Origin of the sequence: Falsiruegeria mediterranea M17 (assembly GCF_900302455.1) — a bacterium.
GTDB lineage: Bacteria > Pseudomonadota > Alphaproteobacteria > Rhodobacterales > Rhodobacteraceae > Falsiruegeria > Falsiruegeria mediterranea.
Genome location: NZ_ONZG01000004.1, coordinates 427,014 through 441,409 on the forward strand (window position 1 = coordinate 427,014; position 14,396 = coordinate 441,409).

The 14,396-nt window shown below is 60.3% G+C and carries 14 protein-coding genes, 1 pseudogene and 1 riboswitch; of the genes and pseudogenes, 9 read left to right on the plus strand and 6 right to left on the minus strand.

What is annotated here, in order from left to right; all coding sequences use genetic code 11:
- Positions 1–52: 52 nt before the first annotated feature.
- Genes TRM7615_RS10640 through TRM7615_RS10650 form a run of 3 tightly spaced genes read right to left on the minus strand, consistent with a single transcriptional unit; the run spans position 53 to position 1,788 of the window.
- Entirely contained in the window at positions 53–715 is a 663-nt protein-coding gene (locus TRM7615_RS10640; RefSeq protein WP_108787223.1) for a DNA-3-methyladenine glycosylase I, read from the minus strand.
- Between the two features lie 59 nt (positions 716–774).
- Positions 775–1,179 carry a PaaI family thioesterase gene (locus TRM7615_RS10645; protein WP_108787225.1) on the minus strand — a complete coding sequence of 135 codons (405 nt, stop codon included), beginning with the start codon at positions 1,177–1,179 and terminating at the stop codon, positions 775–777.
- 30 nt (positions 1,180–1,209) lie between these two features.
- Positions 1,210–1,788 (minus strand): hypothetical protein, encoded by a 579-nt coding sequence (locus TRM7615_RS10650; RefSeq protein ID WP_108787227.1) that lies wholly within the window; start codon positions 1,786–1,788, stop codon positions 1,210–1,212.
- 239 nt (positions 1,789–2,027) lie between these two features.
- On the opposite strand from TRM7615_RS10650, the gene TRM7615_RS10655 reads away from it, so the two are divergent.
- The 9 genes from TRM7615_RS10655 (at position 2,028) to TRM7615_RS10695 (ending at position 11,428) form a co-directional block, all read left to right on the plus strand.
- Positions 2,028–2,978 (plus strand): ABC transporter substrate-binding protein, encoded by a 951-nt coding sequence (locus tag TRM7615_RS10655; RefSeq protein WP_108787229.1) that lies wholly within the window; start codon positions 2,028–2,030, stop codon positions 2,976–2,978.
- A gap of 10 nt (positions 2,979–2,988) precedes the next feature.
- Positions 2,989–4,041: a quaternary amine ABC transporter ATP-binding protein gene (locus tag TRM7615_RS10660; protein WP_108787231.1), complete on the plus strand. Its 1,053-nt coding sequence runs from the start codon at positions 2,989–2,991 to the stop codon at positions 4,039–4,041.
- Positions 4,038–6,101, plus strand: a complete 2,064-nt coding sequence (locus TRM7615_RS10665; protein WP_108787233.1) for an ABC transporter permease — start codon at positions 4,038–4,040, stop codon at positions 6,099–6,101. The genes TRM7615_RS10660 and TRM7615_RS10665 overlap by 4 nt, the downstream gene beginning before the upstream one ends.
- A gap of 3 nt (positions 6,102–6,104) precedes the next feature.
- Positions 6,105–6,998 carry a DMT family transporter gene (locus TRM7615_RS10670; RefSeq protein WP_108787235.1) on the plus strand — a complete coding sequence of 298 codons (894 nt, stop codon included), beginning with the start codon at positions 6,105–6,107 and terminating at the stop codon, positions 6,996–6,998.
- 40 nt (positions 6,999–7,038) lie between these two features.
- Positions 7,039–7,704 carry an NnrU family protein gene (locus tag TRM7615_RS10675; RefSeq protein ID WP_108787237.1) on the plus strand — a complete coding sequence of 222 codons (666 nt, stop codon included), beginning with the start codon at positions 7,039–7,041 and terminating at the stop codon, positions 7,702–7,704.
- 71 nt (positions 7,705–7,775) lie between these two features.
- Complete coding sequence (locus tag TRM7615_RS10680; RefSeq protein ID WP_108787239.1) at positions 7,776–8,279, plus strand: DUF2478 domain-containing protein; 504 nt, start codon at positions 7,776–7,778, stop codon at positions 8,277–8,279.
- A gap of 17 nt (positions 8,280–8,296) precedes the next feature.
- A riboswitch (cobalamin riboswitch) is annotated at positions 8,297–8,503 on the plus strand.
- 158 nt (positions 8,504–8,661) lie between these two features.
- Positions 8,662–9,447 carry an ABC transporter ATP-binding protein gene (locus TRM7615_RS10685; RefSeq protein WP_108787241.1) on the plus strand — a complete coding sequence of 262 codons (786 nt, stop codon included), beginning with the start codon at positions 8,662–8,664 and terminating at the stop codon, positions 9,445–9,447.
- A gap of 18 nt (positions 9,448–9,465) precedes the next feature.
- Positions 9,466–10,413, plus strand: a complete 948-nt coding sequence (locus TRM7615_RS10690) for an ABC transporter substrate-binding protein (RefSeq protein ID WP_108787243.1) — start codon at positions 9,466–9,468, stop codon at positions 10,411–10,413.
- Positions 10,414–10,456: 43 nt separating this feature from the next.
- On the plus strand, positions 10,457–11,428 hold the full coding sequence (locus TRM7615_RS10695; RefSeq protein WP_235824058.1) for a FecCD family ABC transporter permease: 972 nt from the start codon (positions 10,457–10,459) through the stop codon (positions 11,426–11,428).
- Between the two features lie 23 nt (positions 11,429–11,451).
- On the opposite strand, the gene TRM7615_RS10700 is transcribed toward TRM7615_RS10695, so the two are convergent.
- From TRM7615_RS10700 to TRM7615_RS25920, 3 genes and pseudogenes are all read right to left on the minus strand, one after another.
- Positions 11,452–12,819, minus strand: a complete 1,368-nt coding sequence (locus TRM7615_RS10700) for an efflux transporter outer membrane subunit (RefSeq protein WP_165821412.1) — start codon at positions 12,817–12,819, stop codon at positions 11,452–11,454.
- 340 nt (positions 12,820–13,159) lie between these two features.
- Positions 13,160–14,257: an alpha-hydroxy acid oxidase gene (locus tag TRM7615_RS10705; protein ID WP_108787249.1), complete on the minus strand. Its 1,098-nt coding sequence runs from the start codon at positions 14,255–14,257 to the stop codon at positions 13,160–13,162.
- A pseudogene (locus TRM7615_RS25920) lies at positions 14,257–14,396 on the minus strand (sulfopyruvate decarboxylase subunit beta); the annotation flags it as partial. The pseudogene TRM7615_RS25920 and the gene TRM7615_RS10705, both read right to left, overlap by 1 nt.

Here is a 14,396-nt window from a genome sequence, read left to right on the forward strand (position 1 = left end):
TAGGGGGCGGAAGAAAATATGTTGTGAGGTGACAAAATACCTTGTGCGCGGTTCACAGGCTCATCGCCAGAACGCGGCTGATTTCGGTCAGCGAGCGGCCGGATTGATCCATCCAGGTGTTGAACGCCTCTTGCGTGGCTGTCAGCGCCTTTTTCGAGGTCGGTGTTTTGTCGACAACCCCTTCGGCCACCAGCTGGGCCACCACGTCCTGGGACAGGATGAAGCCGTCGCGCCCGGCAAAACGCATGGCGAATTGTGCGGTGGTTCCACCCAGGCGCGAGGCGCGGGATTTGAGCATGGCCAGCAACCCGATGTAGTCGGTCGAAGGCCAGCCGCCCAGGGTTTGACCAACGCCCCCCTCTTGTCGCAGCTCCAGCAGAAAGGCAGCATTGTCACGCACAGTGGCGATCTTGGTGCCGTTGCGCACGATGCGAGTGTCCGTCAGAAGCGCATCGAATTTCTCGTCGTCCATGAACGCACAGCGACCCAGATCAAAACCATCAAATGCCTCTTCGAACCCGTCCCACTTTGCCTCGATGACTTTCCAGTTGAACCCGGCCTGAAAGACGCATTTGGTGATCACCGAAAGCCATCGATCATCCGGTATCTCAGTCAATTCGGCGACGGTTTTGGGCTTGGTGAGCTGGGCGTTCAGAGCGGCCTCACCCCCGTGGCGGGCAGCGGCCAGGCCAAAGATCTCGTCGAAATGATGCATTGGGCTTGCTCTCTCGTTTGAGGTGAGTTGCCATTGTTCCCGTAAGGGGATGCCCCCCTCTAAGGCGCGTAGAAGGTGGCGGTTGCGGTGGCAACTTTCTTGCCGCTGTCTTCTTCGGTCATGTCACAGCGAGCAAAGACCAAAGCGCGCCCGGCGCGCACCACTTCGGCCCGGCACAGGATGGCGGTGCCAACCCCGGGACGCAGAAACTGCGTGTGCAGGTCGGTGGTGGCAAACGGTTTGAACTCGCCCGCATGGGCCACAGCGGCCAGGACCATTGTCGTATCCGCCAGCGCCGCCAGGGCTTGCCCGGATACGATCCCGCCAACACGCGCCAGATGATCGGCCAAGGGCATTCGGATCAGGGCGTGATCCGCGTCGATCGCCTGAACCCTCAGGTCCAGTGCTTTGACCCAGTCAGCAAAGTTTTCATCCAGGATGATCTGGGCAGATTGTGGTGTCATCGGGACCTCGGGCGGGGGGGAAAGGCGGTATCAGTCAGCAAACGGATCTGACGAGCTTTGTGCGAAGGGGTCAGACGAAGACTGTGCCCGCATGTAAGAACGCTGGCATGCAATAACCTCGTTGAACGCCGCACGCGACCCGCGCAGGGTGTAGTGCCCCAAGACAGTCGACTTGAAACTCCATTTCATCGAGTTCTCGCGCTGGAACTCGTCAATGAACAGCTCGGCCTGATCCGATCCCGCATCGATCATGATGCCCAAACCCGGAAATTCATCTGTCTTGAGCCCGTCCATATCCATGGTCCAGGGGCTTTCGTCACCAAATTTGACTTCGATCTTGTATTCCTTGCCGGCCTCGATTGACCGCCATTTCTGATCCAGCAATGTCACGTCCAGCGACAGCTCGTTCTCGGTGTTGTCAAACCCAATGAAGAATGCGGTGTCTTCTTCGAATAGGGCAAAAGCCTGGCAGCCTTCGCTCGCAGGATAAAACGAAATATCCCAACCTCTTACGGTTTTCCAGTCGATGGGCTCTGCCAGTGCAGTTGTTCCCAAAAGACAGCCTGTGACAGCACCTACAAAACGGCTGAGTGTTGGCATCCGGTTCATCTTGGGTTCCCCTCCGTCATTTCGTCTTTGGCTAACTTTAGGCGGCTTGTGCTGCTGTGCCAAGTATTGGTGCAACTAACTGAACGACATCCTGCATTGCGTAAGGGGTCGACAAATGAGCAAGAATCGTTACTGATTGACTCATCAATCAATAAAAAACCGTCAGATAGTCAGGTGACACCTCTTGGGAATTGCCGGATACTGATAGGGAAAACGTACAATAACAGGGAGACACCTCAATGAAATCTGTAGGTCTTGGGATCGCACTGACTGCTTTGGCGGGCACCGTACACGCAGCCGAGCTTGGCGCTGTGGACGAGCCGATCAAACTGGCGGTCAATGAGTGGACGGGTCAGCACGTCACCACTCATGTGGCGGGCAAAATGCTCAAAGCGGCCGGGTACAACGTTGAATATGTGACCGCCGGTTACATGAACATGTATCAGGCGATGACCGATGGTGAGCTGCACGCGGCGCTGGAAATCTGGTCGTCGAACGTGTCCGAAGAATACGCCAAGCACATTGATGCCGGCGGCGTGACCGAGCTGGGCGATCTGGGCCTGGATGCGAAAGAGGGTATCGCGTACCCCTCGCATGTTGCCGAAATGTGCCCAGGCCTGCCTGCGTGGGAAGCCCTGAAAGAATGCGCGCAGAACTTTGCCACCGCCGAAACCCTGCCAGCGGGTCGCCTGGTTGACTACCCAGCTGATTGGGGCACACCCGGTGCGGACCGTATGACCGGCCTTGAGTTGCCTTTCAAAGCGGTTCCGGCGGGGTCCGAGGGTGCCCTGATTGCAGAACTGCGCGCCTCGACCGAGCGCAAGTCGCCGTTGCTGATCACCTTCTGGCAGCCGCATTGGGCGATGTCGGCCTATGATGTGCAGTTTGTTGAACTGCCCGCAGGCGAAGACGCATGCTTTACCGACGCGTCGTGGGGGCCGAACCCCAATGCCGTCAACGACTGCGACTTTGCCCCGACCCGCATCTTCAAGGCGTCCTGGTCCGGTATGGAAGACAAGTGGCCGGCCGCGTTCGAGATCCTGTCGAACTACACTCTCGATGTTGCCGACCAGCAGCCGATGATGGGTGCCGTCGACGTTGATGGCGGTTCGGTCGAAGATGTTGTCGCCGCATGGATGGCGGAAAACGAAGGCACCTGGCGTCCGGTTGTCGACGCCGCAACCAAGTGAGCCACACCACGTGACCGACGCAAACACGCCGGCCATCGCCTGCCAGGATCTCTGGCAGGTGTTTGGCCCGGGCGCTGAAAAGGCCCTGACCGACGCTTTGGCTCGGTCAGGGAATGACGCAGACGCCGCCTCCAAGATCTTGCGCGAAACCGGGTATGTTCCCGCCGTGCAAGACGCCAATTTCGACGTCAAAGAGGGTGAACTTTTTGTCATCATGGGCCTCTCGGGCTCGGGCAAGTCAACCCTGATCCGCTGTATCTCGCAACTTCTCGATGGCACCGGCGGACAAATTCGCATTCACGGCGAAGACATCATGACAGCCAGCAAGCAGCGGCTGATCGAGTTGCGGCGCAAGAAGCTGGGCATGGTGTTCCAGCATTTCGGTCTGTTCCCGCATATGACCGTGCTGGACAATGTGGCCTATCCCCTGCGTGTGCAGGGTGTATCCCGCAAGGAGCGGCTGAAGAAGGCTGCCGAAGTTATTGAATTGGTTGGCCTTGAGGGGCGCGAAGATCGATATCCGCGCGAGTTGTCCGGTGGGCAGCGACAGCGGGTCGGCATCGCCCGTTCGCTGGTGGCCGATTGTGAGGTCTGGTTCCTGGATGAACCGTTCTCGGCCCTTGATCCGCTGATCCGGCGGCAGTTGCAGGACGAGTTCCTGGAGATTCAGGCCAAGCTGAAAACAACCATCGTGTTCATCACCCATGACATCAACGAAGCCCTGAAACTCGCTGATCGCATTGCAATTATGCGCGATGGCAAGATCGTGCAGATCGGCACACCGACCGACATCGTGCTGAACCCGGTCGATGATTATGTGCGCGAGTTCTCCAAGGACGTGGCCAAAGGCCAGCACGCCCGTGTCGCCTCAGTCATGCACCAGGGCACCGAAGGTGTCGGCCCGGATGATCCTGGCCTGCGCACGGATATGACGCTGGACGCGGCCCTTGCGCATTGCATGGAGCTCTATGAGCCCGTGCCGGTGCGCGACAAGGAAGGTAACCTCGTGGGCATGGTGAACCCGGCTGATCTGGCGGCCGCCCTTCAGGTGGAAGAGGCATGACCGCGTTGACAGACGCGCCGACGACCCGCGTGCGGCTGACGGTTGGCACGCAGGCGGCGCTGATCACTTTGCTCGTGGGGGCCATCTGTTTGGCGCTGGAGCCTGTCGCCCCTTGGCTGGTGAAATGGCCCGCGGCATGGGTGTTGCCCGCAACCGATTGGGTAGGGTCGATCCTGACCACGGTGTTGACCACGATGAAACCGGTCGCACGCGGGTTTTCGGCGCTGATGGCGTACCCGATGGACTGGGCCAACTTTGTCCTGAACGGCACGCCCTGGCCGCTGGTGATCGGCATTGTCACGGCCGTGGGGTGGTATCTGGGCGGCTTGCCGATGGCGGCGCTTGGGTTTCTTGGGCTGAGCTTCGTGCTCGCTTCGGGCTACTGGTCCGAGAGCATGAATACCTTGGCGCTGGTTGCAGTGTCAGTGCCGCTGGCCTTGCTCGTTGGGGGCGCAATCGGTGTGCTCGCAAACGAATTCCCAAGAATCAAGAATGCCTTGCAAGCCGTTCTGGACATTATGCAAACTGTACCGACCTTTGCCTACCTGACGCCGCTCTTGCTGCTCTTTGGCTTTGGTCCGGTGGTGGGTCTGATCGCCTCGGCCATCTATGCCGCCCCACCGATGGCGCGCAATGTGCTGCTGGGGTTGGAGCGCGTGGAATCCGAAGTGAAAGAAGCCGCTGTGATGGCAGGTGGAACCCGCCTGCAGCAGCTGTTTCAGGTCGAGATCCCCTCGGCCTCGACCCAGATCATGGTGGGTGTGAACCAATGTTTGATGGCGGCGCTGTCGATGGTGATCATCGCGGCCGTTATCGGCGGCTTTAACGACATTGGTTGGGAAGTGCTTTTGACCATGCGCAAGGCACAGTTCGGCGAGGCGCTGATTGCGGGCATGGTGATTGTGGTCTTTGCCATGGTCATCGACAGGATGAGCGGTGCATTGGCGACCGAGCGCAAGCGGTATGACACCCGCGTTGTGTGGGGGCTGCTCGGCTTTGCGGTGATCTTCACCGTGGCTTTCTGGACGCGCCTGCCGGTTCCGTCTGACCTGACATTGCTCGACCCGGTATCTGATGCGTTGGACAATGGCCTGACCGAGTTCACGCGCTCGAACGGTGCGGCACTGGATGCGTTCAAGAACAACGCGATGTTCTATGTGTTGCTGCCACTGCGGATCGGATTGGATCAGGCGGTTCTGCCGTTCACCTGGGGTTTTGCCTGGACCACGAACATGAGCCTTGGGCTGTTCCTGGCTGGTGCCGCGATCGGTGCGGTGCTGGCGTGGCGGGGGAATGTGACGGGGGGACTGATGGTTCTGATCGGCTTTGGCATGCTGGAAACTGGCATTTCGAATTTGCCGTGGCCCTTTGTCCTGACCGGTGCCGCAGCACTCGGCTGGGTCGCAGGCGGCCCGCGTCTGGCGATCATGGCCGCGGGCCTGCTGTCGACGATCCTGATTTCGGGCCTCTGGGACCGGGCGCTTCTGTCGCTGTACCTCAGCGGCGCTGCGGTCTTTGCCTGCGCCGTCGTCGGCGGTTTGATCGGCCTGCTGAGTGCAATCAGCCCGCTGGCATGGAAAATCGTGCGCCCGATCTGTGACATGTTGCAGACGATCCCGTTGTTCGTGTTCCTGATCCCGGTGCTGATGGTGTTCCAGATCGGTGAATTTTCCGCCTTTCTGGCGATCTGCGCCTATGCCATCGTGCCGATGATCCGCTATACGCGGCACGGACTGGTCAACACGCCCGAGGAAATGATGGAGGCGGCGATTGCTAGCGGAGCAACCCAGTTTCAGATCATGCGCGACGTCAAGGCCCCCTATGCGGCGCCTACCATCCTGCTGGGTCTGAACCAGACGATCCTTTATGCCTTTGCGATGCTGGTCATCGCGGCGCTGATCGGAACCACCGGTCTGGGTCAGTCGATCTATCTGGCGCTTGGCAAGGCGGACATCGGTCTTGGGATCTCGGCCGGTGCGGCGATGGCGATCCTGGCCCTTGTGGCCGACCGTCTGGTGCAGGGCTTCGCCGAAGAGCGGCGCAAGGCGTTGGGGCTATAGATCATGGCAGCGGCGGGGCTCAGGCCGGTCATTCTGGCTTTCCTCGCCGCGGCTCTTTGGGGGCTATGGTGGATCCCCATTCGCTGGTTCGACGCCCTTGGTCTGACCGGCGCATCGGGCGGTGCGGCGATGAACGCCGGGGCGTTCCTGTCCTGTCTTCTCTGGATGCTGATCCGACGCGAGCCGTTTTTCCTGGGCCCAAAGGCGGTGCTGGGCGCGGCCTGTGTCGGTGTGGCCATTGGCACCTATTCGGTGGCGCTGAACTATGGCGACGTGGTGCGGGTGATCCTGCTCTTCTACCTTGCGCCTGCCTGGTCGAAGCTGATCGAGTGGCGGTTCCTGAACATGCCGTGGCGCTGGACATCCACGCTGGCCTTGATTGCAGCACTGTCCGGGGCGTTTCTGGTTCTGGGCGGGGACATCGCAACCACCGGTGTGACGGTCGGCGACGGGTTGGCGGTGATGTCGGGCATCGCCTGGTCGGTAGGGGCAACATTGATCTTCATCAACCCCGGCAGCGCACGCCCCATTCCGCTGAGCGCAGTTTCGGCGCTGACTGCTGCCCTGATCGCCCTGTTGTTCATGACAATCGAAGGCGATTGGCCCAACGGCGGGCAGGGGGTCTTGATCGCGGGCGGGTTGGGACTGGGGCTGCTCTATGTCGTGCCGATCCTGGCACTCACCTTGTGGAGCGCCCAGGTGCTCAGCCCGGCGACGCTGACCTTTCTGCTGACGGCCGAGATCCTTGCAGGCGTGATTTCCAGTGCCATTCTGCTGGACGAACCCTTTGGGCCGCTGCGCGTGGCGGGGGCAGCGTTGATCGTTTTGGGCGCGCTGAGTGAGATTTTGCCTTCGCTTTTCGGTCAGAAGGTTGATCCGGGTCAAGGACGGACCTGAGACGCCGCCGTAAGTCTGCCAGAAAACGGATAGGGCCCTAATGAGCAGTTGGTTTGAATTCAATGCGGCGCTGGTGGTGTTCTTCCTCAGTCATATGATTCCCGTGCGTCCGCCCGTGCGCCCGTGGTTGGTGTCGCGGCTGGGGCAGCGAGGCTATCTGCTGGCTTACAGCGCCTTGTCCATCGTCATTCTGGTCTGGCTGTTTGGTGCAGCGGCCCGCGCACCGTTCGTGGGTGTCATTCCTGCCGATCCCCTGTTGCGTTGGGTGCCTTTGGTGCTGATGCCGCTTGCGAGCGTGCTGGCGGTTGCCGGTCTGCGCGCCGTAAATCCGCTGTCCTTTGGTGGCTTGGGGCGGGGCGCTTTCGATCCTATGCGCCCCGGCGTTCTGGCCGTGTCGCGTCACCCGATCCTGCTGGCGGCGTCGCTTTGGGCCAGTGCCCATTTGCTGGTCAACGGCGATCTGGCCCATGTCATCCTTTTTGGACTGATGGGGGGATTTGCCCTGATTGGCATGCGCCTCATCGATCGGCGCAAACGTCGGGAGATGTGTCACGCGTGGGAAGCCGCGGCCGCCAGGACCGCGATGTTCAATCCGCGTGGTTTAGCGCAGGTCGCGCTGTTGGACTGGGTAATGGGGGCTGGCCTTTTCGCGCTTTTGCTGCTCGCTCATGAAACTGTCATCGGGCTGCCCCCCTTGCCCGTGTGAACCGGCACGCTGGTCGAGGGCCATACTCCGTGCTAGTTGGTCGGGAACCTGGGGACGAAGGAACCTTTTTCATGCATCTGGCTTATGTCACCACCACGCAGCGTGGCGAAACCGACCGCTTGCTCAGCGCCTTTGCCGAGCGGCTCGAGGCCGAGGGTGTGTCCCTGGCTGGTGTGGTCCAGACCAACACCGAATGCGCAGACAGCGCCAAGTGCGACATGGATCTGCGGGTGCTTTCGGGCAACGGCGAGGTGATCCGAATCTCGCAGTCTCTCGGCGAGGGCTCACGCGGGTGTCGGTTGGATCCGGCCGCGCTGGAGCAATCCGTTGGGCTGGTGACGGCGGCCCTCGAGGAACAGCCGCGCTTGCTGATCGTCAACAAGTTCGGCAAGCATGAGGCTGATGGCCGGGGGTTCCGCCCTATCATCGGCGAGGCCCTTGCCCGTGACATCCCTGTCCTGGTTGGTGTGAACGGCCTGAACGAAGACCGGTTCATCACATTCTCCGAAGGGGTTGCCGAAAAGCTGCCTGCGGATCTGGATGCGATGTCGGCCTGGCTGAATGGTATTTCTTGACGCGTTTTCGAATTTCGGGCACTCAGACAAGTGATGGTTCCCTTGGGATCACCCAAGGGATGAAAAGGGAACACGGTGAGGTTTGCCCCGCGCGCCAAGTCCGTGACTGCCCCCGCAACTGTAAGCGGTGAGCGAAGCCAAATGTCCACTGGCCGAAAAGGTCGGGAAGGATGGCCAAGCATCGACCCGCAAGTCAGGAGACCTGCCATCTTATGTTCAACCAACCCGGGGCGGGGCGTCCTGGAAGGAGGCTTTGATGGCACGTTCGTTGCGTGTTTGCATGATCGGCACCTTCTGTCCGCGCTTGGCAACAAGCGGAGCGGACAATGCTGGAAACACTTGATCGAAATGTTCTGATGTCGACACCCTTTTGGGGGCTGTCATGACCAGCAACTCTTTTCTGATTGCACGCGATCTTGAATACTATGCCCTGAACGGTGACGTCCTGCTGAAAAGCACTTCATTCGAGCTGGGTGAAGGTGCCATTCTGGCGATTGCCGGTCCAAACGGTGCGGGGAAAACCACGCTCTTGAACCTGCTTTGCGGCGCGGTCGATCTGGCGTTGGGGGATGTTCTGATCAAAGGGCACAGCCTGAAACAGATGACAGCGGTCGAGCGGGCCCGAATGATTGCCGTGGTCAGCCAGCAAGAACTGCCAGACGGGCGGCTGATGCTGCGCGACTATGTGGCCCTGGGACAGATCCCCATCCGCTCGGACCGCTCGGCCCGGGAAAACGCCGATGAGTTGGCCCGTATTCTGCAGACGACGGGTCTGGACCATCTGGCGACCAAGAAGATGTCGATGTTGTCGGGCGGCGAGCGTCAGCGGGCTCATATCGCACGCGCCTTGGCGCAGCGGCCTTCGTTGCTGTTTCTGGACGAGCCGACCAACCATCTGGACCCGGACGCCAAGGGGCGGATGCTGTCGCTTGTGGCCGGGCTGGGAATCACGGTGGTGATGATCGTGCATGATCTGGTCATGATCCCCGAGTTTGCCACCCATGTGGCGCTGATGAAATCCACGCGCCTCACCAGCTTTGGGCCGGTAGAAGACGTGCTGACACCGGAACATGTGCGCGACACCTTTGGTGTCGACTACCTGTGTTTTCATCACGAGGGCCGCATGGTGCCGGCCTTGGACATCCGTAGAACCACGCTCACACCCTGAATTATGGAGACAACAGGAATGAAACATATCTGGTCCGTGGCACTGGTCACAGCCATGGCAGGCGGTGCCTCTGCACAAGAGATCACCGTCGACAACTGCGGCGAACCGCTGTCGTTTGAGACCGCGCCCGAGCGGCTGATCGTGCATGACATGAACATGACCGACATGGCCTTTGCCTTGGATTTGCAGGACAAGATCGTGGGCCTGACGGGCATCACCGGCTGGTACAAGACCAGCCCAGAGTTTGACGAGTTGCGTGGTGATATCCCCGAACTGGCGCCGAAATATCCCACGGTCGAAAACCTGGTCGCGGCTGAGCCGGATCTGTTCTTTGCGGGCTGGTACTATGGTATGAAGCCGGGTGGTGACGTGACGCCCGACACGCTGGAACCCTTTGGCATCAAAACGATGATCCTGTCTGAGAGCTGCGTGCATCTGGACAAGGACCGCCCCGCTGCCAGCATGGACTTGCTGTTCAAGGACGTGCTGCGTCTGGGTGAGGTCATGCAGGTGTCCGATAAGGCCGAAGCACTGGTAAGCGGGTGGAAGGATGAACTGGCCTCGATTCAAACCAAAACTGCCGATCTCGCAAAACCCCGCGTCTTCCTGCTGGATGGTCCGGCTGATGCGCCGTTCACCGCTGGCAAGTTTGCAATTCCGGATGCGATGATTGCGGCCGCAGGCGGTGAAAACGTGACCCACGACATGGACACAAGCTGGGGTCGCACCTCGTGGGAGACGGTTGCAGCAGCAAACCCCGAGTTCCTGGTTCTGCTGGACTATCAGACTGGCAACGGCGCCGAGGACACGTTCAAGTTCCTTCAGGAGCACCCTGTCATGTCCCAGACCGATGCGGTCAAGAACGAACGCTGGATCGGTTTGCGCTACGAAGAGCTGACACCGGGGCCTGCAAACATCAAGGCGATCTCGAAAATGGTGCAGGCGATGCATCCCGAGCTCAACTGATATGGGGCGATTGAGCCTTACCTTGATACCGGGGACGGCCGTTTTGGCCGCCTTCTTGTTGATTTCGACCATCTACGGGACCACCCCCATTCCCGCAGGCGAGGCGCTGAAGGCCGTTCTGCTGGGCACTGGGATCACGGACGGAGAGATGTCGCCGCTGCATCGGATCGTCTTTGATCTGCGCTTGCCGCGCGCCTTGTTTGCTGCCGTCATCGGGGCCGGTCTGGGCATTGTGGGCGTTGTCCTGCAAACCACGACCCGCAACGATCTGGCTGACCCGTTTCTGTTTGGCCTGTCGTCGGGCGCGGCGGCGGGGGCCGTCTTTGTGATCACCGTCACCGGGGATGTCCTGGGATTTTGGACCTTGCCCCTTGCCGCCTTTTGCGGCGGTCTGGTGGCCTCGGGGATCGTTCTGGGGCTGGTTCACGCGTTGCGCACCAGCGCACCGGAAAAACTGATCCTGTCGGGCCTTGCGGTGTCGTTCCTGTTTGCTGCCATCACCAACTACCTGATTTTTGCCGGCGACAGCCGGGCAGCGCATTCAGTCATCTTCTGGATGCTGGGTGGCCTTGGACTGGCCCGGTGGGAGACCTTTCCCCTGGTTTGCGCCGGTTTGCTTCTGGTGTTGACCTATGCGCTCTACCGCAGCCGTTGGCTGGATGCCTTGCTGACCGGGGACCTGACGGCCTCGACGCTTGGTGTCCCCGTACAGCGCCTGAGGTTCAGTATGTTCTTTGTCGCCGCCCTTGCCACGGCTGTGTTTGTCTCTGTGGCGGGCGTCATCGGCTTTGTCGGCCTGATGGTCCCGCATATCGCCCGCGGCATAACAGGGCCGCTGCACGGGAACCTGGTGCCGACAGCAGCGATTGTGGGGGCCACTTTGCTGACCGGCTCGGATATTCTGAGCAGATTGTTGCTGGCACCGCAGGAGCTTCCGGTTGGGATCGTCACCACATCCATCGGCTCGATGTTTGTGTTCGCCTTGTTGTTCCGAACCGCCAGAGCCAGACGGTAGGCGACACGGTATCACACCGGAGCCTAACCGTAGGCGCCACCAAGCGCGACGTTCAAATCAACGAAATCCACCGCAAAATTGCGCTTGTCCAGGGCCAGGGCGTTTTCGGCAGCCAGCAAGGCGCGCTCGGCATCCAGCACCTGCAAGAACCCGCTTTGCCCGGCGACATAAGCCTGCCGGGCCAGCTTGAGCACCTCGTTCAGATTGGAAATCGCTTCACCGGTGAATTTTACCGCCTCCTGGTGGTTTTTCAGGCTGACCAGAGAATCCTGCACCTCTTCGACCGCTTCGACGACCGTTTCTTCCCAAGCTGCCAGCAGCTCTTTGGTGCGGGCCTTTTGAAACCGGACCTTGGACCGACGTTCGGGAAGGTCAAACAAGGGGATGTCCAAACCAAGTCGCGCAAATCCCGCAGTTGGCAGCAGGTCATTGCCCGAATAATTGACGTTGATATTTCCGGTCAGCTTCAATTCGGGATACAGGTCCGCCTCGGCCACGCCAGCAAGAGCCACAGACTCCGCCAGACGTTTTTCGGCCAAACGCACGTCTGGCCGATTGCGGACCAGATCCGTTGGCACGCCTGTCTTCAACCCTCGTGGCGATGGAACCGGCTGCGGAGCCGTTCGATCCAGCCCCTCGCGTGGGCGATCCCAGGCCTGGCCAAGCAGCGTGCCCACCCGCGACACCGACTTGAAGAACAGGATTTTCGCCTCGGGCAGTTCCGCACGTGCCGAGGCCACCAATGTGCGTGCCTGTGCCACATCCAGGTCGGACACCTCGGGGATGTCGATCTGCTCTGCCTCGACCGGCCCTATTTCCGAGCGCCGCTTTCGCGCCTGCAACGTGGCGTTCAGCGTCTGCTCGCGTGAAGACACCACGCGGAGATTGATCCGTATCAGCTCTTGATAGAACCGTGCGTCGATATATGCCGTGACCAATTCATCCAACAGCGTCATGCGCGCCACATTGGCATCGGCATAGGCCCCTTCGAGCCTGTAGAGCGCGGCCTCGCGCTCGCGCTTGAGGCGCCCGTACAGATCCGCCTGCCAACTGGCCTCGGCGCGCACAAACCCGGTGTCGGCCCGGCCGTCAGTGCCGCCGCCCGCAACCTTGAACTCGGACACGCGGGTGGTGCCGGAAAACGGATAGCCTGCACCATCCAGAATGGCCTGGGATTGCTCGACGCGGGCAACGGCCCTGCGGACATCCAGGTTCTGTGCCAGCCCCAATTGCACCAAGCGGTTCAGCTTATTGTCACCATATGCCTGCCACCATTGAACATTGCCGCGCGTGATCGAGCTTTCGGTCTGATCGCCCAGGAATTGCGCAGGCACGTCCTTGGCCGGTTTTTGAAAGTCCTCGCCAACAGTGCACCCTGCCGCCAAGGCCAAATGGGCCCCGGCAGTTGTCAGAAACCTGCGCCTGTTTACTTGTTGCCCGATGTTGTTGCCGTCCTGCGCCGCTCGGATTTTGTGCCTATGTTAAACAGTCCAAGTCGTGGCTGACAATTTGCCTGTACGCAATTTTTGCAAATGTCGCCAATTTGCACGGCGATCAACGGGGGCTTGTTGCGAAAATGAGGGCGTGCCCCACTTCGACCAAAGATGTTGTCGCTGCCACTGTGCCAACCTGTTCCGGAACAAAGGGCGGGCTCATCTTGTCATGCCACACCACGGTTAAAACACAGAAGAAAACACTGTGGCGAGGTCGAGTGCAGAGCTGACGTGTGCTTTAGCTCGGAATTGGCAATTTTGTCAGGCCAGTTTGCGCCATGGCGATGTCCAATTCGCTGCTCAGAACATCCCAGAGACTGTTGAGGCCAGCTTCGCCTCTGGCAGCGATGGCAAATTGCAGGCTGCGACCGACAAATGTGAAGTTGGCGCCACCTGAGAGGGCTTTAAGAACGTCCTCGCCCGAGCGAATGCCGGAGTCATAGAACAACGGAAATTCCGGCCCGAGTGCTTCACGCATTCGGGGCAGCACTTCGATCGGGGCAGGAGATGCTTCGAGTTGCCGCGCGCCGTGGCTTGAAACCTGAATGGCGTCCACGCCAGCCGAGACAAGCTGTTGGGCATCTTCGACGTCCAGAACACCTTTGACGACCAGTTTGCCGGGCCAGGCGTCGCGCAGTCGTGTGAGCGTGTCCCAAGTGGCGCGGGCGCGGCTTTCCGTACGGTCAAAGTCAAACCCGGGCATGTCGAAATTGGCCATCGTCGGGCGTCCCTTGAACAACGTCGACAGTGACCAGCGAGGGTGAACGGCAAAATCAAGGAACTGCTTTGGGCCGATCCTGAAGGGCATGGTGAATCCGTGACGAAGTTCACGTGGTCTGCGGCCCACTTCGGGCACGTCGACGGTCAGGACAAGGGTTTCATAACCCGAGGATTTCGCGCGCTCCACCAGCTTGAATGTGCCACTGCCATCGCCGCTGAAGTAGAGCTGGAACCAGGCGTGGCCCTCGGCCGTTTCGATGATTTGTTCCATCGGGGTTGAGGCGACGGTGGAAACGCCGTGCGGTATCTTGTAACGCGCGGCCAAACGGGCAAGCATCAGGTCTGCACCCGGGGCCGACAGGTTGCACATGCCCATGGGGGCGATGCCAAAAGGGCGTTCTGCCTCGGCTCCAAAGAGGGTTGTGCTCAAGGACCTTTCACTGACGTCCCGCAGGATCCGCGGGCGCAGCGTGATGGCGTCCAGTGCCGCGCGATTGCGCGCGGCACCGGTTTCCCGCCCGGCAGCACCGTCGATGTAGTCGAACACCATCCACGGTAGTCGCCGTTTGGCCAGACGGCGCGCATCTTCGGCCGAATGGATTGCAGTGCTGCTCATCAGCTGGCGACAGCCTTCATGAACCTGTCTCTGATGACGACGGGATCCATTGTTATGACGGGCATTTTTGCGTTGCCGCTTTCGCATTTGCTGACGATCACGGTCATCTTGCCACCGTCCAGCGCCGCCTGCAGCACGG

Bases quoted from the DNA above. Each gene is read 5' to 3' on its own strand.
- TRM7615_RS10650 (WP_108787227.1), bottom strand. From the start codon at position 1,788: ATGAACCGGATGCCAACACTCAGCCGTTTTGTAGGTGCTGTCACAGGC.
- TRM7615_RS10640 (WP_108787223.1), bottom strand. From the start codon at position 715: ATGCATCATTTCGACGAGATCTTTGGCCTGGCCGCTGCCCGCCACGGG.
- TRM7615_RS10705 (WP_108787249.1), bottom strand. From the start codon at position 14,257: ATGAGCAGCACTGCAATCCATTCGGCCGAAGATGCGCGCCGTCTGGCC.
- TRM7615_RS10645 (WP_108787225.1), bottom strand. From the start codon at position 1,179: ATGACACCACAATCTGCCCAGATCATCCTGGATGAAAACTTTGCTGAC.
- TRM7615_RS10685 (WP_108787241.1), top strand. From the start codon at position 8,662: ATGACCAGCAACTCTTTTCTGATTGCACGCGATCTTGAATACTATGCC.
- TRM7615_RS10675 (WP_108787237.1), top strand. From the start codon at position 7,039: ATGAGCAGTTGGTTTGAATTCAATGCGGCGCTGGTGGTGTTCTTCCTC.
- TRM7615_RS10665 (WP_108787233.1), top strand. From the start codon at position 4,038: ATGACCGCGTTGACAGACGCGCCGACGACCCGCGTGCGGCTGACGGTT.
- TRM7615_RS10680 (WP_108787239.1), top strand. From the start codon at position 7,776: ATGCATCTGGCTTATGTCACCACCACGCAGCGTGGCGAAACCGACCGC.
- TRM7615_RS10655 (WP_108787229.1), top strand. From the start codon at position 2,028: ATGAAATCTGTAGGTCTTGGGATCGCACTGACTGCTTTGGCGGGCACC.
- TRM7615_RS10670 (WP_108787235.1), top strand. From the start codon at position 6,105: ATGGCAGCGGCGGGGCTCAGGCCGGTCATTCTGGCTTTCCTCGCCGCG.
- TRM7615_RS10690 (WP_108787243.1), top strand. From the start codon at position 9,466: ATGAAACATATCTGGTCCGTGGCACTGGTCACAGCCATGGCAGGCGGT.